Consider the following 22,636-nt stretch of genomic DNA (forward strand, 5'->3'; position numbering starts at 1 on the left):
CGATCGTCATCCCGTCGGGATCAGGATCGCGCGACTTCTGCGTACAGTTCGACATCCGGTCAGGCAGCGCAGACGCGGCCGCCGGCAGCTTCTCGGCGCTGGCCTTCGGCGATGGCAGCGTGGTGGCCAGCAACGCCGGCCTGACCGAGACATTGGCCTCGGCATCGGCGCGCGGTGCGTCGATGGATCTGATCGACTGGAAGGTGCAGGCAACCCAATCGGCCGCCGCCGGCACCCTGCAGGTGCGCGCCTTCGACTGCGACGTCAAGTTCTGATGGACTGGTCGGCGATCATCTCGGAAATCGGCGGCGGCCTGCCCGCCGTCGTGATCGTCGCGCTGGCCTGGCGCGACTGGATCAACACCAAGCGCCTTGATGCCGCGCATGAGGCCCGTCTGAACGACATGCGCGATCACAGCAAGGAACTGCGCGAGGTGTCGGACAACGCCACGGCGGCGCTGAACGGAATGGCCCGCCTGCTGGAGGATCGCCGGAATGTTTAGTTGGCCCTGGCATCGCAAGCAGGCCCGCCACGAGGCGGCCATCGAAGCCCAAAGGATGCTGACCCGCGCTTCGGTGGACGACGTGAAGAATGCCGCCAGCAGACTGCAAACCGTGCTGGATCAGATGCGCGAAACGAACGAGGAGCGCCGCAATGAACGGCACGATTGATATTCCCCTGAACGTGCTGGTCGGGGTTCCGGCCACCTTCGTGATCCTGATGGGGGTGCGCGGCCTGGTACCGCACCTGTTCCGGCCCGAGCGGCGCGATGCCTTTCACCTGGCCATGGCCATGGTGCTGATCCTGGCGCAGGGCGCCGGGCGCACGGGCTATTGGGACCTGGTGCGCGTATTCACCGGCCCCGACCTCTGGGCCGTGGTGCGCGACGCCCTGGGCGGTGCCGAGGCGAATGCCATCTGGAACCTCGTTTTGCTCTGGGGCGGGCTGCACCTGCTGAAATTGTTGCACCTGCTGGTGCCGGTGGGCGACCGGCACCGCTACTCGATGTGGACCGCCTGGAACTATCCCACCCATCTTCGCGGCCTGCTGTGTCATCTGCGCCCCCGGCGGCGCCGTAATCGCGGAAAGGACGGTCAATGATCTATCAAGGCAAGGCACGGTATCCCGTGCATGAGGTAATCTTGCACACTTCGGCTACGCCGGGCGACTGGTGGAAGGGCAAGACGCCGTGGGAAATGCGGCAAGCGATCTGGGAGTGGCATGTCCACGACAACGGCTGGTCGGACATTGGCTATCACCGCGTTGTGCCGCCGCAGGGCGGGGTGGTGACCGGGCGGTCGATCTACAGGGTCGGCGCCCATGTGAAGGAGCGGAACAGGGGAACGATCGGGATCTGCATGATCCCGGTGCGTACTCATGCCGGCATCAAGACATTTGAGGATTATTTCACGCCCGAACAGCGTGAGAGTGTCCGATCCTACATCGCGGACCTGCGGACGCTGACGGACATAACGAAAGTCAGCGGGCACAACGATTACGCGAACAAGGAATGCCCAGGTTTCAAGGTGCGTTCCGAGGATTGGCTGAAGTGACCCGTTACGCCCTCGTAGCCGCGCTACTGGCCTGTCTGGGATTTGGCGGCGCGGCATGGTGGCAGTCCAGCAAGGTGGATGACCTGCAGGACAGGATTTCCGCCCAAGGCCGCGCCAATGCCGCTCTGATGGCGCAGGCCGTTCAAGCCAGACTGTCCGCTGCCGTCGCTGCTGCATACCGCGAGAGTGAAGCGCGCCGCGCCTCTGCCGCCAATGCCACCATCGAAAAAATCCTGACCGCCGATCTAGGGGAGTGTGCCGATGCGCAGCTTGATCCTGCTCTGTCCGATATTCTTCGCGGCCTGCGACAAGCAGATTGAGTACATCGAGGTCAGCCCCGATGTGCCGGCCGAGTTGCTGACGCCCTGCGAGATCAGCGACCGTGTGGCCGCGACCTATCGCGATCTGGCCGTTCTGGCGACCGAACATCTGCGCAGCGCGGAATGTGCGAATGGGAAGATCGAGGCGGTTGGGGAGATCGTTGGAGGAGTGCAGGCGACGAAAATGGTTGGGAGGTAAGGAAAGCGAGACACCAAGCGGCGCTGCAGACTGCCCTGCTTTTCCAGCCAGGATGGGCGGAGAGCGGACGTTCAATGCGCGTGCGAGATCAATGTTGCCAAATCGTGGAGGCAGACACTCTACCACCACCACCCGGAGGAACCCTAGGTGGCCTGCAGTCAGTGCGGAACGCGGCCCGACAGCGTCGCAGCATAGTAAGCGCGGCACTTTCACGAAAGCGGCCACAGATGCAGTCTGAAAAGTCTAGCAGCCCACTGCATGAAGTACACAGAGCGTACTAAGATGGCAGTGCGCTGTCTTGCTGATGGCACAATGATGCCAGTGGTGTTAAGGAGCGGCATGGCCAAGGAACTGAACGAACCTGACAACGACATAACCGCGCTTACGGTGCGGGTGCCACGTGCGCTGGTAAGCAACATTGATCACGAGCGGAAAGCTCGGGCCGTCCAGGTGCCGCGCAACACTTGGATTCTGGAGGCTGTTGTTGAGAAGCTAGATCGGGAAAAACAGGGTAAGCATAACGGAATGGGCCAGGGAGCAGACGATGGCGAGAAGTGATCTGCTTATCTCGCTGGTCAAGGCAGGATCAAGCGGTGACTCCCGAAGTGTGCGGGCTGCGGCCGAAGCCATTATTGCCGAAGAAAAGGCCAAGAACCATAACGTGCTGGCGGATCGCTTGACGAAGGCCATGCATGCCAATGGCAATGGCAATGGCAATGGCAAAGGTTACCAAGCATCTGCGGTTCTCGGAGGAAATCCCAATCGTCATCGGGAATTCCTGCTCGAACTGGTGCCCGAAAAGCGCATCGAGGATCTAGTGCTATCGGATCTGAACCGCCGTGCCTGTGCGGAACTTATCGAGGAGCAACAGCGCGCCTCGGTTCTGCGGTCGCATTCGCTCGAGCCGCGACACCGGATTCTGCTTTCCGGACCGCCGGGCAATGGCAAAACCTCGCTGGCCGAGGCGATTGCTGAGGCGTTGGCGCTGCCGTTTTTCGTAGTTCGCTACGAAGCGATGATCGGCAGTTATCTCGGCGAGACAGCGGCCCGGCTGAAACGCGTTTTCGACTATGCACGGACTACTCCCTGCGTTTTGTTTTTTGATGAATTCGATGCTGTTGGCAAGGAGAGGGGGGACGAACACGAGACTGGCGAAATCAAACGCGTCGTGACCTCGCTGCTGATGCAGATGGACGATCTGCCTAGCTATACGATCACCGTGGCGGCAACTAACCACAGCGAACTGTTGGATCGGGCGGTCTGGCGCCGGTTCCAGCTCAGGCTGTCGCTGAACGCGCCGACGCGGGCGGAATTGACCGCGTATTTTCAGCGGTTTGCGGACGGTATGGAACAACCCCTAGGGCGGGCTGCTGGCAGCATTGCGAAATCGCTCGGCTCGATCAGCTATGCTGAGGCCGAGGAATTCTGCCTAGATGTCCGCCGTCGGCACGTTCTGGCCATGGGGGAACTACCACTGAAAAAAACTGTCGAGGAGCGGCTGAAGATGTGGGCCGCGCGAACCTCGCCGAATGCTCGGGAGGATGCCTCGCATGACCGAATACCCCCTTCTGCCGGTTCCAAAGCCGGGGAGTGACAAGCGGCCTAAGGGCGGTAGCGGCGGGAGCAAGGTTCAGACCCCGTCGCGCGCCGAGCAGCGCGACCGGCTCGGCCCGATTTTTCAGCGGCTCCGCGATGTTTTCGATCGGAATGGAGATCCGCTGAGTCTTCGCGAGGAACCGCTTGGCATTGCGCCGGAACGGGCGCTGGTGTTCGAGGTCGCGGGCTCGATCGGCGACTTCAGCGCGGCAGTCGCACGTATCGGCGGGCTAGATTTTCTTGCCGACGAACAAATGATCTTCGAGCCAGACGATAAGTTCGGGGTGATCGAGACCCGCAAAGGGCGCGAGCCTGGTATCCGCGACGATAAGCCGATCGCAGGCCGCCTTTATATGGCCATGCCGGACACGCAGGCCCTGCGCAATCTGCTGTCGCTCTGGCGGCTCTATGAGGTGGGCGAGGCTGCTCCGCGTGGCTTCGCGCCTTGGTTTGAGGTCTTCAAGCATCTGCATACGCTGCGGGCTTGGGGACCGGCAGATCGGATCCCTAGCGAAACGATCCAGTATCTCGAAGAAGAACTGGCCGTAAAGGGGGCGAATGCCGTCGTACGCGTAGAGGTCGAGATGTGGTATGTCGGCACCGCAGCACGGCGCTCGGCGGCGAAGGCGAGTTTCGAAGACGCAGTCGCGGCGGCCGAGGGAGTGGTCGTCGATCAGGCGGAGATAGGTGAGATCGGCTACATGGCCCGGTTGGTCGACCTGCCGGCGGTGGAAGTGCAGCGGCTGATCGCGCGGGAGGAGGTCAGCCTGGCGATTTGCGACGATGTTATGATGGTGCGGCCGCAATCGACTGTGGAGTTTCCTGTCGGAGCCGATCCGCTTGACGAGGAGTTGCATGCGCCGCCCGATCCGGAAGTACGGCTTCCGCCAGTGGCCGCCTTGTTCGATGCCATGCCGGTGCAAAACCATACGCTGCTTGCCGGCCGCTTGGTTTTGGACGACCCCGACGATTTCGAGGCAATGAGCGTGGTCGCGGAGCGCAAGCATGGGACAGAAATGGCGTCACTAATCCTCCATGGCGACCGCAATCTAGAAGAAGAGCCTCTGTCCCGGCCCATTTATCTCCGCCCGGTGCTTTATGCACCGGGTGGGGGACGGAGTGAGCAGCCGCTGCGCGACCGGCTGTTGCTCGACCTGATCTATCAAGCGGTCCTCCGGATGAAAGTTGGCGACGCCGAGGGCGAAGCGACAGCGCCGGGCGTCTTCATCGTCAATCTCTCGTTGGGTGATCGTAACCGTCCCTTTGCTGGGCCGATGAGCCCTTGGGGCCGACTGCTCGATTATCTTGCGGACAGGTTCGGCATCCTGTTTCTAGTAAGTGCCGGCAATGTCACTGAACCGCTTGCGGTTCGGGACTTCGCGGGACTGACTGACTTCGAGAACGCCTCGGCCGAGGACCGCGAAGCTGCGATCTTGCGGGCGCTGGCGGAACAGCAGGCAGTCCGCACGCTGCTTTCGCCGGCGGAGTCACTTAATGCGGTCACCGTCGGCGCCTGGCACGAGGATGGCGCGCCGCCGATGAATGGCGCGGCGGTATTCTCGCCCTTTGCAGAAGCAACCGGCCCCAATATCTCCTCCGCCATTGGCCTCGGACACCGGAAGGTGGTCAAGCCGGACATCTTCATGCCGGGCGGCCGTGAACTCGTCCGGGTTTCCGCCAACGGCGCAGGCGGCGTTAGTCTTCGGTTGGTGCCGCCGGGGCGGCTATACGGCTTGCGTTGCGCCGTGCCCGACGGTGGAGGCGACGTGACCCGTGAAGGGTTCAGCTCAGGCACCAGTGCAGCGACGGCGCTGGCGACGAGGGCCGCACATCGCATCTTCGATGCGCTCTCCGATCCAGACAATGGTAATCTTCTCGAAGGAGTGGATCCCGATTTCTATGGGGTTATCGTTAAGGCGATGTTGGTGCATCGCGCACAATGGGGCAGCTTAGGTGGGCTACTCGACCAGACGTGGCTGCCGCAGGGGCCGGGCAGCCATGTCGTTCGCCGGGATGGTATCGCCCGGCTTCTGGGCTATGGTCGACCGGCGGTTCATGAGGCGATGGAATGTGCCGCGAATCGGGCCACGATGATTGGCTTTGGGGAGATTCCTGCCGGTGAGCAGGCAGCCCTGTACCGTATCCCCCTGCCGCAGAGCTTGGAGCGCGTGCGCGAACCGCGCGCGCTGACGGTTTCGCTGGCGTGGTTCTCGCCGGTAAACATTCGGCATCAAGCTTATCGACGAGCAAAGCTGGAGGTCGCACCGGATAGTCCGGATACCAGATTTGGTGTCGCGAGGGTCGCCGGTCAGCCCTCGGACAAAGCCGCGCCTCGCGGGTCGCTTTTACATGTTCGCTATGCCGGCGAGCGTGCCGTCGCGTTTGTCGATGGCAATACCTTAGGGCTCCGTGTCTTCTGCAGAGAGCAGGGCGGCGCGCTTGATCAGTCGATCCGCTATGGCCTCGCCGTCACAATCGAGGCAGGCGCGGCCATCAGCGTCTATGAAGAGGTACGCCAAGGGCTGGGTATCCGGCCTCGACCCTAACCTTCGACGTCTATAGCAGAAAATGCTGCGCTCTCTTTTGAACGAGTGCTTTCGGGGTGATCGCGTCGCAGCAATGAGCTAGGCGGAATGTCGGCTATGGGCCGTTCGCGACAGCGGCCCCACTGTCTGTTGCCATTCCTTGGCTGCCAAACCAACCTTCCCCTATGGAAACCGAACTAGCCAACATCGCCGCGATCCATCTCTGGTGCGCTAACGGTCACGCAGGCGAGGCCGTGGCCGTCGCGGATCTGCTACGCTTGCCGCACCCGCCTCGCACCGTCGGCGATGTAGTCCGCCGGGCCCGGTGCAGGCAGTGCGGTGCGGCCTGCGCTGACTTCAGGCTGTCGGGGAAGATGCATTCGGCCTGAAGGCTACGCTGCGATTGTCATCTGGGTTCTCAGGGTATTCGAGGTGCCGCAGGCTAGCGGGATCAGAGAACCGCACGCCCACGCTTGGCATCGCCCCGGGCACTACATCTTCCCGGTCTGCGTCGGTCATCCAATCAATGGGCCAGATCAAGTTAACCTGGCGGCCGGTGCAAGACGTGACGGACAAGACCGCGCAACGCTCAGGTGGAATTTTCATGGGGGCTCCGGGGCTAGTCGGATGTGGTGTCATGGTCTTTCCAACATTGCGTGTCGTTATCCGCCATCTCCCAAGTTCCGGCGTTGGGGCAGGATAGCGGTTATGGGTTAAGGGGTGGTTTAGCCGGTTTGGACGCCGGTTTTCTCATCAGCCCCGCCCGCGCAAGCGCCGCATCGTCGGTGGGGTCGATGAGGTGGTCGGTGCGGTAGCCGTTGACGAGAGTTGCGCAGAACAGACCGTCATGATCGTCGGCCACAACGGCCCCCTCGTGCCAATCTCCGTAGAGAGTTGTGGTTGCCCCACCGTCGCCGACATATCCGCAATCGCAAAGGCCAGACGACCACCGCCACTCCCCCGGCGTTGCCGCCGCGTCCAGCTTGGCAAGGTCAGTCATTCGGTGTCTCCCTTGCTTGCGTCCCGCCATCGCCCCGGCGCGACAGCTTCCATGGCCGTCAGCGCTGCCCTCGCCGTGTCTGCATCTGCCCCCTCGTTCCCCGCGATGCGTTCCAGGGCCGCCCTGCCTTCTGCCGCCATGGTCCTGTAATCGTCACGCGCACGTCTGGCCCGCTCTGCGCGCTTCTTCCACTTGGCCGCGTTGCCGTCAGCCTCCATGGCCCTTTCGGGCATCGTATAGTCCTCAGGCTGTTCAGCCCCGGTTGGGATTTCCACAGGGTTTCCCGTCGCTGGGTCAAAGTCGGGACGTGTGTCAGTCATGCTGAGTCTCCGTTGGTGTGGTGGATTGATCGTGCCGTGAGCAGGCGCTGGCACTGGATTCCCGCGCGAGAAGGCCCGTCGCAGGTTCGCCTTGTGTTTTCGGTTTGTCCGTGCGACGGATTTGGCCGATGTGATTGAAAAGACCGTAAAGCCATGGGATTCAAAATCCCCCGCCGCAAGGCGTGCCGGTTCGAGTCCGGCCTCGGGTACCATTGCTTGGCGGTGCATTGCTGGGAGCCTGCCGTGCGCCGCGCCCTTCTGATCCTCTCGCTCATGATCGCAGGCCAGGTGGCGCGGGCCGAAACCGTGACGGTTGCCGTCGCCGCCAACCTCCTGTCGACCGCGCAAGGCCTGGTGGCCGCCTATGAAGCCGATCATCCCCACCGGGTGGAACTGGTTCACGGCTCGACCGGCAAACTTTACGCCCAGATCCGCGCCGGTGCGCCCTTCGACATCTTCCTGGCTGCCGACGCCGAACGCCCCGAACTGTTGGAGCAGGAGGGGCTGACCGCCGCGCGCCGGGCCTATGCCCTGGGGCTGATCGCGCTGGTGACGGCTCCGGGTCTTGCCAACGACGCGGCGACGCTGGATTCCGTGCGCCTTTCCATCGCCGACCCCAAGGTCGCGCCCTACGGGCGGGCGGCGGAACAGGCGTTGCGCCATCTTGGCGTCGATACCGGCACGGCCCGGCTGATCCTGGGGGAAAGCGTCGGGCAGGTCGCGGTGTTCTTTGCCACGGGCAATGTCGATGCCGCCGTGATCTCGGTGTCGCAACTGGCGCAGGTGCGCGCCGAACGTGCGCTTGACGTGCACGCGATCGACCAGGCGACCTTCGATCCGATCCGCCAGGAGGGGGTTCTGCTGGCCCGCAGCGGCGACAGCCCTGCCGCGCAGTCGTTCTGGGGCTGGCTGGAATCGCCCGTCGCCCTCGCGATACTTGACAAGGCCGGCTATGGCAGGCCCGACCCGTGATCTGGGCCGCGGTCTGGTTGTCGCTGAAACTGGCGGCCCTGACGACGGTGATCCTGCTGGTGGCGGGGCTGCCCTTAGCCTGGTGGCTGGCCACCACCCGCAACCGCCTGCGCCCCATGGTCGAGGCGCTGACCGCGCTGCCGCTGGTGCTGCCGCCCACGGTGCTGGGGTTCTACCTGCTGATCCTGATGAGCCCGGAGGCCCCCCTTGGTGCGGCCTTCCTGCGGCTGACCGGTGATACCCTCACCTTCAGCTTTTCGGGGCTGGTCATCGCCTCGATCTTCTATTCGCTGCCCTTCGCTGTGCAGCCGATGCAGACGGCCTTTGCCGGGGTCGGCCCCGGGCTGATGGAGGCCGCGTCGATGCTGGGGGCCAGGCGGCGCGATGCCTTCTTCAGCATCGCCATGCCCCTGGCGCGGCGCGGGATGCTGACGGCGGGTGTGCTGACCTTTGCCCATACGCTGGGTGAATTCGGCGTGGTGCTGATGGTGGGGGGCAACATACCGGGGCGCACGCGGGTGATTTCGATCGAGATCTATACCGCGGTCGAAACCCTGGATTATGCCACGGCGCATATCCTGTCGGCCGCGCTTCTTGTCCTGTCGTTCGTGGTGCTCAGCTTCGTTTATGTCCTGAACCAGGGCCGGGGGCGGCGCCTTGTCTGACAGCCTGAGGTTTGACGTTGCGCTGGCGCGGGCCGGGTTCGGGTTGGCCATGGCTGCCGATGTTCCGTTGCGCGGGATCACCGCCATCACCGGCCCCTCGGGCAGCGGCAAGACCACGTTGTTGCGCATCCTTTCGGGGCTGGAGCCGCAGGCGACCGGCCATGTGCAACTGGCCGGGCGTATCCTGCAGGGGCAGGGCACCTTCGTGCCGCCGCACCGGCGCGGCATCGGCTATGTCTTTCAGGAACCCCGCCTGTTTCCGCATCTGAACGTCGCGGGCAACCTGGCCTACGGCGCAAGGCGGCGGGGTGTGGGCGCGGCGCGCGTGGACGAGGTGGCCGATCTGCTGAACCTCGGCCCGTTGATGCAGCGTGACATTCGCGGCCTGTCGGGGGGCGAGGCGCGGCGGGTCGCCCTTGGGCGGGTCATGGCCTCGGGGCCCGACATCCTGTTTCTGGATGAGCCGCTGACCGGGCTGGACACCGCGCGCAAGGCCGAGATCCTGCCCCATGTCACCCGCGCCAGCCAGGCCTTCGGCGTGCCCGCGCTGTTCGTCAGCCATGCCCGCGACGAGGTGCTGACGCTGGCCGACCGTGTTCTTTCCGTGGCCGATGGCGCGATCACCGGCTGGGCAAACGACCCGGTGCGCCTGGCGGCCCGGGTGATCGAACAGGCGGCGGGGGGCGCTGTCTTCGATGTCGGCGGGGCGCGGGTAACGCTGCCGGTGAAGGCGGCACCGGGCGAACGCTGGTCGCTGACGCTGCCGGTTGAATCGACGCTGATTTCGCTGGCCGATCCGGGGCCGACATCGGGGCACCTAACCCTGCAAGGCCGCATCGCGGGGATGACCGACAACCACCTGCGCCTGAGCCTTGCCGGGCAGAACGTGCTTTGGCCGCTGGCCAACTGGCCGGGCGCGGCTGTGGTTGGTGATCCGGTCTGGCTGACGCTGCTGGCGGTCTTGCCCCGCCCCGAGGTCGGCCGATGGGCGAATGATTCGAATTGATCGTTCCCGGAACACGATCAATTGCTCCGAAAGCACCAGATTGACCAAAATTATCGCTACGTCGTGCCTGTCGTCGCGATTGTTTGAACTGCCCTCGGGGTTGTGCCCAGGTTCTGCCACAATCCTGCCCAATTCCGGTCAGCCCAGCGTTGCGTTGCCGCCCAAAAAGGTTACCGAAGCGTCAATTTCAACAATAAAATCCTAGGGAACTGTCCGAATCCGCCCCTCGGAACGGCCTTTGAACCGCCAAATCAGACCACAATCCCCGGTTGTAGACAGGTGCTGAGTCGCCAACCGATGCGGGTGCTGCCAGCGGTTAACCTCCAACTACCATTATAATTTTCCGCTTGGTTGCGCCGTTGGCTGCGCTAGTTTGGGTTGCGAACTGGGTTTCGAGCGTCGTTGGGGGACGACCGGATCGAACCCGGCACGGAACATCGTGCCGGCAAGATCGAATGAATGTCTGCACGGGTCGGTTTTCGGCTCAAGCGCTTCATTATTTTTGCGTTCCAGCTGATGGGACGGTCGGAATGGGATTGCTTGCATCGAGAACCGATGAGGCATTCCGGATTGGAAAGCTCGACGGCGCGCCGCCAGGTGCAGTGCCGCGCGTCGCATGGAGATGGAGCCGGATTATGTCGAACGACACAAAGAACATTGAAAACCAAACCCCTGCTGCCGGTACGCCGGTCGCAAGCTCGGGGCCGGTGCCCGCCAGCCGTGGCGGCGTCGTCGATGGCGACCAGAACGCCAACCCCGATGACCTGATCGACCTGAACTATGACGACGACCCCGAGGGCGACCGCGTCGACAACAACGACGCCATCCTGTCGAACCCCGGGTCGAACGACGACATCATCAAGGCGCGCGAAGGGAACGACACGATCCTGGCGGGCGAGGGCGACGACGATGCCTATGGCGGCAATGGCGACGACTACATCGAAGGCGGAGCGGGCGACGACACCCTGCGCGGCGAAGCGGGCGACGACACGCTGAAGGGCGATGACGGGCGCAACTTCCTTGAGGGTGGCGATGGCGACGATAAGTTCATCGGTGGCGAAGGTGCCGACAGCCTCTTCGGCGGCGAAGGCATGGACACCATCGATTACTCGGGGTCGTCCGATCCGGTGAACGTCAACCTCGACGACAACACCCTGTCGGGTGGCGATGCGGGCAACGACAGCATCGACAGCGGCAGCCGCATCGAAGGCGTCATCGGTTCGGCCGGGGACGACACGCTGACCGGCGGCACGGGCCCCAACGACCTGCGCGGCGGCGACGGCGACGATTCCATCACGGCCGGCGCGGGCGATACCGTGGCGGGCGATGGTGGCGACGATTACTTCACCGTGGCCGACGATCAGCTGGCCCCCGGCGAAACCCTTTACGTCATCGGCGGCGAAACCGGCGAAGTGAACGGCGATACGCTGGATCTGCGCGGGCTGGTGGATGATCCGGCCGCACAGGTGACCTATTCCAACACCGATCCGGGCGCCGGTGGCGGCCTGACGGGCGTTGCCACCCTGAACGACGGCACGATCGTCGACTTCACCGAGATCGAGAACATGGTCTTCGACGGCCCGAGCGGTGGCCCCGATGGCATCGTGTCCGGCACGCCGGGCGACGACAACATCGACCTTGGCTATACCGGCGACCCCGATGGCGACCGGATCGACAACAACGACGCGATCCTCGGCCCGAACCCCGGCAGCAACGACGATATCGTGCGCGCCGGTGACGGTGACGATACGGTCGATGGCGGCGAAGGCGATGACGACATCGACGGCGGTACCGGCGATGACGATCTGTCGGGTGGTGTCGGCGATGACACGATCACCGACGGTTCGGGTTCGGAAACCGTCAGCGGCGGCGACGGCGACGACCTGATCGACGTGTCGGGCAACGATCCGGCGCTGGATACCCCGCCCTTCGTCGTGCCCGGCGTCATCGAACCCGATGCCTTCCCGGACGACGACCGCGACTCGGTCGATGGCGGCGCGGGCAATGATACCATCCGCACCGGCGACGACCGCGACACCATCAACGGCGGCGACGGCGACGACAGCATCGAATCCGGCATCGACGATGACCTGGTCGATGGCGGCGCGGGCAACGACTACATCGACGACATCCAGGGCGCCGACACCATCTATGGCGGCGACGGCAATGACACGATCATCGCCGGCATCGACACCCTGTCCGACTATGTAGGCGACGACCCCAACAACCGCCCGGGCGAATCCGACCCGAACCAGGAAGACGGCCGCGATTTCGTCGATGGCGGCGCGGGCGACGACCTGATCTTCACCGGGGACGACCGCGACACCATCGTCGGCGGTCTGGGCAACGACACGATCAACGGCGGCATCGACGATGACGAGATCAGCGGCGGCGAAGGCGACGACAGCCTGACCGGTAGCCACGGGTCCGACACCATCACCGGCGGCGCCGGGAACGACACCATCCATGGTGGTTTCGGGAACGATCCGATCCCGGGTTTCGCAGGGGAAGAGCCTGACGCGACCGATCCTGTCCCCGAGAACGGCCGCGATTACCTTGATGGCGGCGCCGGCGACGACGTGATCTATGGCGAAGACGACGATGACACGCTGATTGGTGGCACCGGCGACGATTACCTCGACGGCGGTATCGACAACGACAGCCTGGAGGGCGGTGCCGGAAACGACACGCTGATCGGCGGCCAGGGCGATGACATGCTGGCCGGTGGCGCCGACGACGACCTGCTGGAAGGCGGCGACGGCGACGACACCCTGGACGGTGGCCGCGGCAACGACATCCTTGACGGTGGCGATGGCGCGAACCAGCTGAGCGGCGGCCAGGGCGATGACCTGATCACCGGCGGCGCGGGCGACGACACGGTGGTAGGCGGCTTCGGCAACGACACCATCGACACCGGCGCGGGCGATGACACCATCGAAGCGGGGGCCGGGGATGACGTGGTCACCGCGGGCGCGGGGGACGACACCGTGCGCGGCGGCGATGGCGAAGACACCATTTCGGGCGGTCCGGGCAACGACAGCCTTGAGGGCAACGACGACGCCGATACCTTCATCGACGTGAACGGTGGCGATACCGTTTCGGGTGGCGCGGGCTTTGGCCCCGACAGCCGCGACTTCGACACGCTGGACCTTACCGGTTCCATCGACGGAACGCCGGGCGCCGTGCGCTACGAGTTGCAGGACACCGTGACCGACAGCGACGGCAACGGGATCGACGGGTCGGTCGTCTACTTCGATGCCGATGACAACGAGGTGGGTCAGATCGACTTCACCAACATCGAAGAGATCATCGACACCGTGCCGCCCTGCTTCACCCCCGGCACGCTGATCGCGACTCCGAAGGGCGAACGCCTGGTCGAGGATCTGCGCGAAGGCGATCGCGTGATCACCCGCGATAACGGCATCCAGCAGATCCGCTGGGTGGGTCACACCACGCTGGACGGTCGCGCCTTGGCCGAAAACCCCAGGTTGCAGCCGGTGCTGATCCGTGCGGGTGCCTTGGGCAATGGCCTGCCGGAACGTGACATGCTGGTGTCGCCCAACCACCGCGTGCTGGTGGCCAACGACAAGACCGCGCTGTACTTCGAAGAGCGTGAGGTCTTGGTGGCGGCCAAGCACCTGGTCGATGGCAAGGGGATCGTCGAGGTCGAGGCAAGTTCGACCACCTACATCCACTTCATGTTCGACCAGCACGAGGTTGTGCTGTCCGACGGGGCCTGGACCGAAAGCTTCCAGCCCGGCGATCAGAGCCTCAAGGGGATCGACAGTGCCCAGCGGGATGAAATCCTGGCGCTGTTCCCCGAACTGGAAAACGCTGAGGGCTTGGCCGATTACGCCGCCGCCCGCCGCACCCTGAAAAAGCACGAAGCGGCGCTTCTGCTGAAGTAACCCCAAGTTAAGCAGCGAACGGCGCGATGTCGAAACACATCGCGCCGTTCAACTGTGGCTGGGGGGAGGGCTGCCTCCCGGTCACTTTTTCAAAGGTTGTTCGCGATGCCTGCCAGGTTTCCGGCAGGCTTTTTCGTTTTCAGGTGTGACTGTCGCGGGCGCTGCGCCAGGCGGCCCAGGCCTCGGGCGTGTCGAGATCGACCAGCGCGCGCCGGCCCGCAAGGGGCAGGGTGACGCAACGACCACGGTTGGCGGCCAGGATGGCGCGCGCGCCGGTATCGCCCCGCAGATCGGCCAGGTCGGGCAGGCAGTCGGCCGGCAGGATCACGGGATGCCCCGGTGTGCCATCCTTTGCCCCGGCGCGGACGATGCTGCTGGCGTGGCCTTTGGTGAAACCTTCGATCAGCAGCGTCAGGTCGGCCGTTTCGATGTCGGGCATGTCGGCCAGCATCACCATCAACCCGTCGGGCCGCCCCGCTGCAAGGGCGCCAAGGCGCAGGCTTTCGCCCATGCCCTCGGCGGCGCCGGGCACCTCGATCACGGCAAGGGGAAGGTCGTGCAGGCACGCAAGCCGCGCGTGGTGCCGGGGGGGCAGGGCAACGATCACCGGTGCACCCGTGGCCACCGCCGCCCGGGCCTGTCGGCGCAACAGGGGCGTTCCGTCGACAAGCTGGGTCAGCTTGTCAGCCCCCCGCATCCGCGAAGACGACCCCGCCGCAAGCAGCAGGATCGTCACGTCGCAAGGTGGCGGCACGCTCATCTCTCGGGGATCAGGCCCCGCGGCGAGAAGCGCAGCACCAGCAACAGCACGACACCCATGGTCAAAAGCCGCATATGCGCGGCGCTTTCGATCAGGTGATCCTTGAGCGGCGATCCATCGGCCATGCCGGCGGTGATCAGGTTGATCAGCATCAGGCCCATGGGTTCGACCTGAACCCAGAGGAACCAGATCAGGAAGCCCCCAAGGACCGAGCCCCAGTTGTTGCCCGACCCGCCGACGATCACCATAACCCAGATCAGGAAGGTGAAGCGCAGCGGCTGATAGCCGGTCGGGGTCAGTTGGCCGTCAAGCGTGGTCATCATGGCGCCGGCCAGACCGCAGATCGCGCTGCCCAGGATGAAGACCTGAAGGTGACGCCCGGTCACATCCTTGCCCATCGCCTCGGCCGCGGTTTCATTGTCGCGGATCGCGCGCATCATCCGCCCCCAGGGCGATTTCAGCGCCGTTTGCGTCAGCCAGATCAGCAACAGCAGGACCGAGGCGAAGAGCGCGGCATAGAGCAGCTTGACCACGATGGACGAGGCTGTCACCGGATCGGCGCCGATGGCCTGCATCCGCGCCAAAAAGTCGGTCGATTGCTGCAGGTCCACCTCGTAGGGTACCGGTCGGGGCAGGCCGATGACGTTCTTCACGCCGCGCGCCAGCCAGTCTTCGTTCTTCATCACGGCGATGATGATCTCGGCAATGCCCAGCGTGGCGATGGCCAGGTAATCGCTGCGCAGGCCCAGGGCCGTCTTGCCGACGATCCAGGCCGCACCCGCCGCCAGAAGACCGCCCACAGGCCAGCCGATCAGCACCGGCAGGCCCAGCCCGCCCAGGTTGCCCGACACGGCGGGGTTCACCGCCTCGACCGCCTCGACACCGCCATCAAAGACAGCGCGGAAGGCATAGAACCCGATGACCAGCAGCACGGTGATGGCCACCCCGCGCCAGCGCCCGGGCTTCATCCGCTTCCAGACGAACACGGCGCCCAGGATCGTCGCCAGCGCGAGAAGCAGCCCCAGCAGGATGCGGACGCCACCCGCGGCCCAGGCCTCGGCCACCGGGGGCATGCCGATGATGACGGCGCCAAGGCCGCCAAGGGCGACAAACCCCATCACCCCGATGTTGAACAGCCCAGCATAGCCCCATTGCATGTTCACGCCCAGGGCCATGATCGCGCTGATCAGGCCCATGTTGAAGATCCCCAGCGCCGAGTTCCAGGATGAGGTGAAACCGGTGAACAGGAACATCGCCGCAACGGCGGCAAAAAGAAGCGGTGCTCTGACAGAAGCGCTCATACCGATTTCCCCTTGAACAGGCCGGTGGGTTTGAACAGCAGCACGATCACCAGGATCGAGAAGCTGACCGCGAATTTGTAATCGGTGCTTAGAAGCTGGACGAGCCCCTCGGGTTCATACCAGGGCAGGAGGTAATCCAGCACCTTGCGGAAGGCATAGGTCACCATCACCTCGGAGTAGGCGATCAGGAAGCCCCCCGCGATGGCGCCCACCGGGCTGCCCAGCCCGCCGACGATGGCACTGGCGAAGATCGGCAGAAGAAGCTGGAAATAGGTGAAGGGTTTGAAAGACTTGTCCAGCCCGTAAAGCGTGCCCGCAATGGTGGCCAGCGCCGCGACGATCAGCCAGGTGATCGTCACCACCCGTTCGGGGTTGATGCCCGAAAGCAGCGCAAGGTCTTCGTTGTCGGAATAGGCGCGCATGGATTTGCCGGTGCGGGTGCGGTTCAGGAACCAGAACAGGAAGGCCACCACGATCACGGCCGTGACAATGGTGATCCCCTGCGAGGTGCGGATGGAAAGCGCCTCGTCAAGGCCGGTCATCGTCTTGAATTCGCGGGCCGTGATGATGAAGCGTTCGCCATCCGCGAACTGCTGGTCGTCGGGGCCGATGATGAAGCGCACCAGCCCATTCATGATGAACATCACCCCCATGGACACGATCACCAAGATCACCGGTGCGGCCTTCTGTTCGCGGTAGAACCGATAGACGGCCCTGTCGGTGCCCAGAAGCAGAAGCGCGGTGCCCGCGATGCCGAAGGGCAGCGCCAGAAGCGCCGTGGGCAGCGGGCCGAAGGAAATGCCCCAGCCCTGGAACAGCCAGGTGAACAGGATCGTGACCATGGCGCCAAAGGCCATCGTGTCGCCATGGGCGAAGTTCGAGAAGCGCAGGATGCCATAAATCAGCGTGACCCCCAGCGCCCCGAGGGCCAGCTGGGCGCCGTAGGAGGTGGCGGGGATGAGCACGAAATTGGCCAGCACCACAAGGGCGTTCAACAGATCCATCATGCCACCTTTCGGGTCGCGGCGCGGCCCTGGGGCGCACCGGATACGTCGTTTGCGTCAAAGGGATGGGAAAGGCCCGGCATCCCGTGCCGGCAGTCGGAACGATAAACAGTCATCCTATCCCCCAAGAAAGCTTGCGCGCACATCGGGGTTGGACAGAAGTTCTTCCCCCGTGCCGGTAAACGCGTTGCTGCCCTGCACCAGGACGTAACCGCGGTCCGCGATCTCCAGCGCCTGGCGGGCGTTCTGTTCGACCATGAGGATCGAGATGCCCGTGCGGGCCACCTCGATGATGCGGTCGAACAATTCGTCCATCACGATGGGGCTGACCCCGGCCGTGGGTTCGTCCAGCATCAGGACACGCGGCTTGGTCATCAGGGCGCGGCCCACCGCCACCTGCTGGCGCTGCCCGCCCGAAAGCTCACCCGCCGGCTGGCGGCGCTTGTCGCCCAGGATCGGGAACAGGTCATAGACCTGCGCGATGGTCTTGCCGATGTCGTCGCGGCGCAGAAAGGCGCCCATTTCGAGGTTTTCCTCGACGGTCATCGAAGTGAAGATGTTGTGGGTCTGGGGTACGAAGGCCATGCCCTTCGCCACCCTGTCCTGCGGGGTCAGGTGGGTGATGTCCTCACCCTCAAGCCGCACCGCACCGCTGCGCACGTTCAGCATCCCGAAGACGGCCTTCATCGCCGTGGATTTGCCCGCGCCGTTCGGCCCGACGATCACCGCGATCTGGCCCGGGTCCACCGCCAAGGTGCAGCCGTGCAGGATGTCGGCACCGCTGCCATAGCCGCCCGTCATATTGTCGCCGATCAGGAAGGGGCCATCCGTTACACGCGGCGCCCCCGATCCCATGGTTCTGTGGCGCACCGGATCGCCCGATCCGCCCGCGCCGCTGCTTTTCGTGATCGAGCGGTCCTTGTTGCCGCGATCATCCTGCCATGGATTTCCGGTCATGCTGTCGCCTTGTTCTTCAGGCCGGTGCCAAGGTAGGCCTCGATCACCTGTTCATTGGCCTTGATCTGGTCGATGGTGCCTTCCGCCAGGACGTGCCCCTCGGCCATGACGATCACGGGATCGCACAGGCGGCCGATGAAATCCATGTCGTGTTCGATCATGCAGAAGGTATAGCCGCGCTCGCGGTTCAGGCGCAAAATCGCGTCGCCCACCGTGTTCAGAAGGGTGCGGTTCACCCCGGCGCCCACCTCGTCCAGAAAGACGATCTTGGCGTCCACCATCATCGTGCGGCCCAGTTCCAGCAGCTTCTTCTGCCCGCCCGACAGGTTGCCGGCGCGTTCGTCCTTCAGGTGGTCGATGGTCAGAAACTCGAGAACCTCGTCGGCCTTCTTGAGAAGCGCCGCTTCCTCTTGCGCGATGCGGGCGCGGCCGAACCAGGCGTTCCAGATCGTTTCGCCCGACTGGGCCGGGGGCACCATCATCAGGTTTTCCCGCACGGTCATCGACCCGAATTCATGGGCGATCTGGAAGGTGCGCAGCAGCCCTTTGTGAAACAGCGTGTGCGGCGGCAGGCCGGTGATATCCTCGCCCGCCATGGTCACCTTGCCCGAGGTCGGTTTAAGAACGCCGGCGATGACGTTGAAAAGAGTGGTCTTTCCGGCGCCGTTCGGCCCGACAAGGCCGGTGATCGACCCCGCCTTGATTTCAAGAGATGCACCGTCGACGGCGTGAAACCCGCCGAAATGCTTGTGCAGGTTTTCGACAACGATCATGTATTGCCCCTTCGCGTCCCCGTTGGCCGCTTCCGGTTTTGCATCGGAATACGGAAACAACCCGGCGCACGAGGGGCGCGCCGGGTTGCCAGTTGAAAGCGGATCAGACGATCAGCGGTACCCTTTGGTCACCAGCTTGCCGTCCTCGAACGCGATCTCACGGTAGTTGCCGGCGGATTCGCCCGGGCCGATCAGTTCCACCGCCGAGGCGCCGACATAGTCGATCTCGGTTCCGGCCTTGAGAAGCTCCAGCGCCTTGGCCAGTTCGCCGGGATAGATCTTTTCGCCCGGAGCGTTGGCGACATCCATCACCTTGCCCGCGTAATCGGCGGATTCCACCGAACCGGCAGCCTGCATCGCCAGCAGGATCAGCGCGGCGGCGTCATAGCTTTCAGGAGCGAAGGCGCTGGTGGGGTCAAAGGCATCGCCCACCAGATCGTTGAAGGTGGCCACGCCGGGGCTGTCGGTGCCAGGGTGCTGACCGGTCGAACCGTCGATCTCGCTGCCGAAGTTCTTCTCAAGCTGCGAGCTGACCATGCCATCGGGGAAATGGAAGGTGTCGAAAGCACCCGAATCCAGCGCCGCGCGCACGATGCCCGATCCGCCACCGTCGACATAACCCGCCACCACGAGGCGCTGACCACCGGCCGCGGCCAATGCCCCGACTTCAGCCGAATAGTCGGCCTTCAGGTCTTCGTGGGCGGTGTTGATGGTCACCTTGCCACCGGCTTCGGTGTAGGCGGCTTCGAAGGCATCGGCCAGGCCCTTGCCATAGTCGTTGTTGACATAGGACACGGCCACTTCCTCGATCCCCTGGTCCAGCAGAACCTGGGTCATCACCACACCCTGACGGGCATCCGAGGGCGAGGTGCGGAAGAACAGGCCTTCGTCCTCGACCGTAGACAGGCCCGGCGACGTGGCCGAGGGCGAAATCATCACGATGCCGTTGGGAACGGCCACGTTCGACAGGATCGCACCGGTCACGCCCGAACAGGCGGCGCCGACAATACCCTTGATGCCGTCCGAGGTAATCAGGCGTTCGGCGGCGGCGGTCGCGGCGCCGGCGTCGATGCAGGTACTGTCACCGCGCACCGGAACCACGGTCATGCCATCCAGGAACTTGCCCGAATCCGACACTTCCTTGATCGCCAGTTCGGCAGCGGGGCCCATTTCGGCGGTCAGCGCTTCAAGCGGGCCGGTAAAGCCCATGATCACGCCGATCTTTACCTCTTCAGCCTGGGCCGCCGAGAAGGCCGAGCTGGCGGCGACGGCGGTCATGGCGGAGGCCATAAGTAGCTTTTTCATTTAAGTCTCCCTGTTGTGGAACGTTGTCCTGAGGGTGACGTTATTGTGGGTCGGTCCAAAAGAAAAGGGTGTTGATCTGCACATTTACCCCGAAAATCCGGGGTTGCCGCGGTTTACCCTACGTCCGGTCGCCCTATCTGGAGGGGAGAAGAACAGGAAGGGAAGGCCACGGGATGAGAACGAGAATCTGCGCGACACTTCTGGCACTGGCCTGTCTTTCACCCCTCGCCAGCGCCGCCATGGACAGCAGCCTTGGCGCGATCGAGGTGGCGCCGGTGGTGACGGGGTTGAACGAACCCTGGGGCTTTGCCTTCCTGCCCGGCGGGGGTTTTCTGGTCACCGAACGGGCAGGCCGCCTGCAACATGTCGGTGCTGATGGGTCGGTGAAACAGGTGTCGGGCCTGCCCGATGTGCATGTCGAAGGGCAGGGCGGCCTGCTTGACGTCATGGTGCCCCGCGATTTTGCCGAAACGCGCGAGGTTTTCCTGAGCTATGCCAAGAAGCAGGGCGGCGGCGCAGGAACGGCCCTGGCGGTCGGGCGCCTGTCGCAGGCGGGCGACCGGCTTGAGGATGTGAAAGTGATCTTCGAGATGGCACCGGGTTCGGACGGCGGGCGGCACTTTGGTTCGCGCATCGTCGAGGGGCGTGATGGCCATCTGTTCCTCACCATTGGCGACCGTGGCACCGGCCCGCAGGCCCAGAATACCGCAAGCCACAACGGCAGCGTGGTGCGCATCAACCGCGACGGATCGGTGCCCGCCGACAACCCCTTCGTCGGCCAAGAGAATGCCCTGCCCGAAATCTGGTCCTACGGCCACCGCAACCCCCAGGGCGCGGGGCTGGACGGCGCGGGGCAGCTTTGGGTGGTGGAACATGGCGCAAAGGGCGGAGACGAGGTGAACCGCGTCAAAAAGGGCGCCAATTTCGGCTGGCCCGTCATTTCCTACGGCACCCATTATTCCGGCCAGCAAATCGGCGAGGGCACGCAAAAACCGGGCATGGCGCAACCGGCCCACTACTGGGACCCGTCGATCGCACCTTCGGGGATGACTTTCTATTCCGGGCGGCTCTGGCCGGAATGGAAGGGCGATCTTCTGGTGGGGTCGCTGAAGTTCGACATGATCTCGCGGCTGGACGGCGACACCATGAAAGAGGAAGAGCGCCTGAAATCCCCCGAAACCGCCCGCGTGCGCGACATCCGCGAAGCACCCGACGGCACTATCTGGTTTCTCGCCGTCGGGAAGGGCACACTTTACCGGATGAGCCCACGCTAGGTTCTTTCTTGCTGCAAATACTCATTTCACGCCAGATCGGCGCGGTGCTTACGAGGGCAGGCGGCTGGCCTGGATTCCACGCTCGCGATAGGGCGTGGTTTCATAATGGGCGCGGTAGCATTTCGAAAAATGCGACGGGCTGGCAAAGCCGCAGGCCAGGGCGACGTTGATCACGCTCATGTCGGTCTGCATAAGCAGGTTGCGCGCCTTTTGCAGGCGCAATTCCATGTAATACCGCTTGGGCGAACGGTTCAGGTAGCGACGGAACAGCCGTTCCAGCTGGCGGGTCGACATGCCGACATCCCGCGCCAGAATGGCGGGGCTGATCGGATCTTCGATATGACTTTCCATCATCTGGATCACCGTCGACAGTTTCGGATGCCGCACGCCGATGCGGGTGGGCACCGACAGCCGCTGTATGTCCTGGTCGGTGCGGATGCTGGAATAGATCAGCTGGTCGGCCACGGCGCTGGCCAGGGTTTCGCCGTGCTCATCGGCGATCAGCTTCAGCATCAGGTCGATCGAGGATGTGCCCCCCGCCGTGGTATAACGGTTGCCGTCGATCACGAAGACCGATTTGGTCAGCGTGACTTCCTCGAATTCCTCGGCGAAACTGTCCTGGTTTTCCCAATGGATCGTGGCCCGCTTGCCATCCAGAAGCCCGGCGCGCGCCAGGGTGTGGCCGGCGGTGCACAGCCCGCCGATGGTGACCCCGCGCCGCGCCTCGCGCCGCAGCCAGTTGACCACGCGTTTCGTCGTCGCGCCGGAGACGTCGATGCCGCCGCAGACCAGCACGGTATCGTCGCGGTTCAATTCGTCCAGGTCGCTGTCGGTCTGGAACACGGTGCCGACCGAACTGCTGACCGGTTCGCCCCCCTCACCGGCGATGACCCAGGAATAAAGCTGGGTGCGGGCCAGCCGGTTGGCGATGCGCAGGCTTTCGATGGCGCTGGCAAATGACAGCAGCGTGAAATTGTCCAGCAGGAGAAAGACAAAGTGGCGCGGTTTGTCGCCCGCCGTATCCACATCCACGCTATAGCGACTCACTTCCATGGCAACGATCCGATCCCTGCGACCGGGCGAGCCAAGCAGGTTTGCGTCGCGCCCGCAAGATGCGGATGTCGCATTTGCACCACGCGGTTTGACCCTGCGTCGGTTTAGCTGTTTGCAACCCTTGCCGCCCTGCGTATAACCGCCG

The 22,636-nt window shown here is 64.1% G+C and carries 24 protein-coding genes; 15 read left to right on the forward strand and 9 right to left on the reverse strand.

Going from position 1 to position 22,636, the window contains the following annotated elements:
- The 10 genes from H7828_RS16765 to H7828_RS16810 all read left to right on the forward strand — a co-directional run.
- Window positions 1–275: hypothetical protein (locus H7828_RS16765; RefSeq protein WP_226781973.1), on the forward strand; the 275-nt coding region annotated here is incomplete at its 5' end.
- Window positions 275–502, forward strand: coding sequence for a hypothetical protein (locus tag H7828_RS16770; protein WP_226782217.1), 228 nt, complete (start codon window positions 275–277; stop codon window positions 500–502). The genes H7828_RS16765 and H7828_RS16770, both read left to right, overlap by 1 nt.
- On the forward strand, window positions 495–671 hold the full coding sequence (locus H7828_RS16775; protein WP_226782218.1) for a hypothetical protein: 177 nt from the start codon (window positions 495–497) through the stop codon (window positions 669–671). The genes H7828_RS16770 and H7828_RS16775 overlap by 8 nt, the downstream gene beginning before the upstream one ends.
- Window positions 655–1,101, forward strand: coding sequence for a hypothetical protein (locus H7828_RS16780; protein ID WP_226782219.1), 447 nt, complete (start codon window positions 655–657; stop codon window positions 1,099–1,101). Before H7828_RS16775 ends, H7828_RS16780 begins: the two co-directional genes overlap by 17 nt.
- Window positions 1,098–1,553: an N-acetylmuramoyl-L-alanine amidase gene (locus H7828_RS16785; RefSeq protein ID WP_226782220.1), complete on the forward strand. Its 456-nt coding sequence runs from the start codon at window positions 1,098–1,100 to the stop codon at window positions 1,551–1,553. The genes H7828_RS16780 and H7828_RS16785 overlap by 4 nt, the downstream gene beginning before the upstream one ends.
- Complete coding sequence (locus H7828_RS16790) at window positions 1,550–1,873, forward strand: hypothetical protein (protein ID WP_226782221.1); 324 nt, start codon at window positions 1,550–1,552, stop codon at window positions 1,871–1,873. Before H7828_RS16785 ends, H7828_RS16790 begins: the two co-directional genes overlap by 4 nt.
- Window positions 1,815–2,072, forward strand: coding sequence for an Rz1-like lysis system protein LysC (gene lysC / locus H7828_RS16795; protein ID WP_226782222.1), 258 nt, complete (start codon window positions 1,815–1,817; stop codon window positions 2,070–2,072). Before H7828_RS16790 ends, lysC begins: the two co-directional genes overlap by 59 nt.
- 339 nt (window positions 2,073–2,411) lie before the next feature.
- Complete coding sequence (locus H7828_RS16800) at window positions 2,412–2,630, forward strand: hypothetical protein (RefSeq protein ID WP_226782223.1); 219 nt, start codon at window positions 2,412–2,414, stop codon at window positions 2,628–2,630.
- Window positions 2,617–3,666: an AAA family ATPase gene (locus tag H7828_RS16805; protein WP_226782224.1), complete on the forward strand. Its 1,050-nt coding sequence runs from the start codon at window positions 2,617–2,619 to the stop codon at window positions 3,664–3,666. The genes H7828_RS16800 and H7828_RS16805 overlap by 14 nt, the downstream gene beginning before the upstream one ends.
- Window positions 3,623–6,214, forward strand: coding sequence for a S8 family peptidase (locus H7828_RS16810; RefSeq protein WP_226782225.1), 2,592 nt, complete (start codon window positions 3,623–3,625; stop codon window positions 6,212–6,214). The genes H7828_RS16805 and H7828_RS16810 overlap by 44 nt, the downstream gene beginning before the upstream one ends.
- Window positions 6,215–6,899: 685 nt before the next feature.
- Here the strand turns inward: H7828_RS16810 and H7828_RS16815 are convergent.
- Window positions 6,900–7,193, reverse strand: coding sequence for a hypothetical protein (locus tag H7828_RS16815; protein WP_226782226.1), 294 nt, complete (start codon window positions 7,191–7,193; stop codon window positions 6,900–6,902).
- Window positions 7,190–7,513: a hypothetical protein gene (locus tag H7828_RS16820; RefSeq protein ID WP_226782227.1), complete on the reverse strand. Its 324-nt coding sequence runs from the start codon at window positions 7,511–7,513 to the stop codon at window positions 7,190–7,192. Before H7828_RS16820 ends, H7828_RS16815 begins: the two co-directional genes overlap by 4 nt.
- 243 nt (window positions 7,514–7,756) lie before the next feature.
- Between H7828_RS16820 and modA the strand changes: the two genes are divergently transcribed.
- The 4 genes from modA to H7828_RS16840 all read left to right on the forward strand — a co-directional run bounded on the left by modA (window position 7,757) and on the right by H7828_RS16840 (window position 14,064).
- A complete protein-coding gene (gene modA / locus H7828_RS16825; RefSeq protein ID WP_226782228.1) occupies window positions 7,757–8,485 on the forward strand; it encodes a molybdate ABC transporter substrate-binding protein in 729 nt (242 codons plus the stop codon).
- Window positions 8,482–9,150, forward strand: coding sequence for a molybdate ABC transporter permease subunit (modB, locus tag H7828_RS16830; RefSeq protein WP_226782229.1), 669 nt, complete (start codon window positions 8,482–8,484; stop codon window positions 9,148–9,150). The genes modA and modB overlap by 4 nt, the downstream gene beginning before the upstream one ends.
- Window positions 9,143–10,156 carry an ATP-binding cassette domain-containing protein gene (locus H7828_RS16835; RefSeq protein WP_226782230.1) on the forward strand — a complete coding sequence of 338 codons (1,014 nt, stop codon included), beginning with the start codon at window positions 9,143–9,145 and terminating at the stop codon, window positions 10,154–10,156. The genes modB and H7828_RS16835 overlap by 8 nt, the downstream gene beginning before the upstream one ends.
- 635 nt (window positions 10,157–10,791) lie before the next feature.
- On the forward strand, window positions 10,792–14,064 hold the full coding sequence (locus tag H7828_RS16840) for a Hint domain-containing protein (protein WP_281070764.1): 3,273 nt from the start codon (window positions 10,792–10,794) through the stop codon (window positions 14,062–14,064).
- A 139-nt stretch (window positions 14,065–14,203) separates the two neighbouring features.
- On the opposite strand, the gene H7828_RS16845 is transcribed toward H7828_RS16840, so the two are convergent.
- The 6 genes from H7828_RS16845 to H7828_RS16870 form a co-directional block, all read right to left on the reverse strand.
- On the reverse strand, window positions 14,204–14,824 hold the full coding sequence (locus H7828_RS16845) for a nucleotidyltransferase family protein (protein WP_226782231.1): 621 nt from the start codon (window positions 14,822–14,824) through the stop codon (window positions 14,204–14,206).
- On the reverse strand, window positions 14,821–16,125 hold the full coding sequence (locus H7828_RS16850) for a branched-chain amino acid ABC transporter permease (RefSeq protein WP_226782232.1): 1,305 nt from the start codon (window positions 16,123–16,125) through the stop codon (window positions 14,821–14,823). Before H7828_RS16850 ends, H7828_RS16845 begins: the two co-directional genes overlap by 4 nt.
- Window positions 16,122–17,129, reverse strand: coding sequence for a branched-chain amino acid ABC transporter permease (locus tag H7828_RS16855; protein WP_226782233.1), 1,008 nt, complete (start codon window positions 17,127–17,129; stop codon window positions 16,122–16,124). The genes H7828_RS16850 and H7828_RS16855 overlap by 4 nt, the downstream gene beginning before the upstream one ends.
- Before the next feature lie 117 nt (window positions 17,130–17,246).
- Entirely contained in the window at window positions 17,247–18,086 is an 840-nt protein-coding gene (locus H7828_RS16860; RefSeq protein WP_226782234.1) for an ABC transporter ATP-binding protein, read from the reverse strand.
- Window positions 18,083–18,859, reverse strand: coding sequence for an ABC transporter ATP-binding protein (locus H7828_RS16865; protein ID WP_226782235.1), 777 nt, complete (start codon window positions 18,857–18,859; stop codon window positions 18,083–18,085). The genes H7828_RS16860 and H7828_RS16865 overlap by 4 nt, the downstream gene beginning before the upstream one ends.
- Window positions 18,860–18,970: 111 nt before the next feature.
- Entirely contained in the window at window positions 18,971–20,164 is a 1,194-nt protein-coding gene (locus H7828_RS16870) for an ABC transporter substrate-binding protein (RefSeq protein WP_226782236.1), read from the reverse strand.
- A gap of 173 nt (window positions 20,165–20,337) precedes the next feature.
- Between H7828_RS16870 and H7828_RS16875 the strand changes: the two genes are divergently transcribed.
- Window positions 20,338–21,438 (forward strand): PQQ-dependent sugar dehydrogenase, encoded by a 1,101-nt coding sequence (locus tag H7828_RS16875; RefSeq protein WP_226782237.1) that lies wholly within the window; start codon window positions 20,338–20,340, stop codon window positions 21,436–21,438.
- A 48-nt stretch (window positions 21,439–21,486) separates the two neighbouring features.
- Here the strand turns inward: H7828_RS16875 and H7828_RS16880 are convergent, their stop codons facing one another.
- On the reverse strand, window positions 21,487–22,491 hold the full coding sequence (locus H7828_RS16880) for a GlxA family transcriptional regulator (RefSeq protein ID WP_226782238.1): 1,005 nt from the start codon (window positions 22,489–22,491) through the stop codon (window positions 21,487–21,489).
- Window positions 22,492–22,636 lie beyond the last annotated feature (145 nt).

The organism is Oceaniglobus trochenteri (assembly GCF_020529025.1).
GTDB classification, from domain to species: Bacteria; Pseudomonadota; Alphaproteobacteria; order Rhodobacterales; family Rhodobacteraceae; genus Oceaniglobus; species Oceaniglobus trochenteri.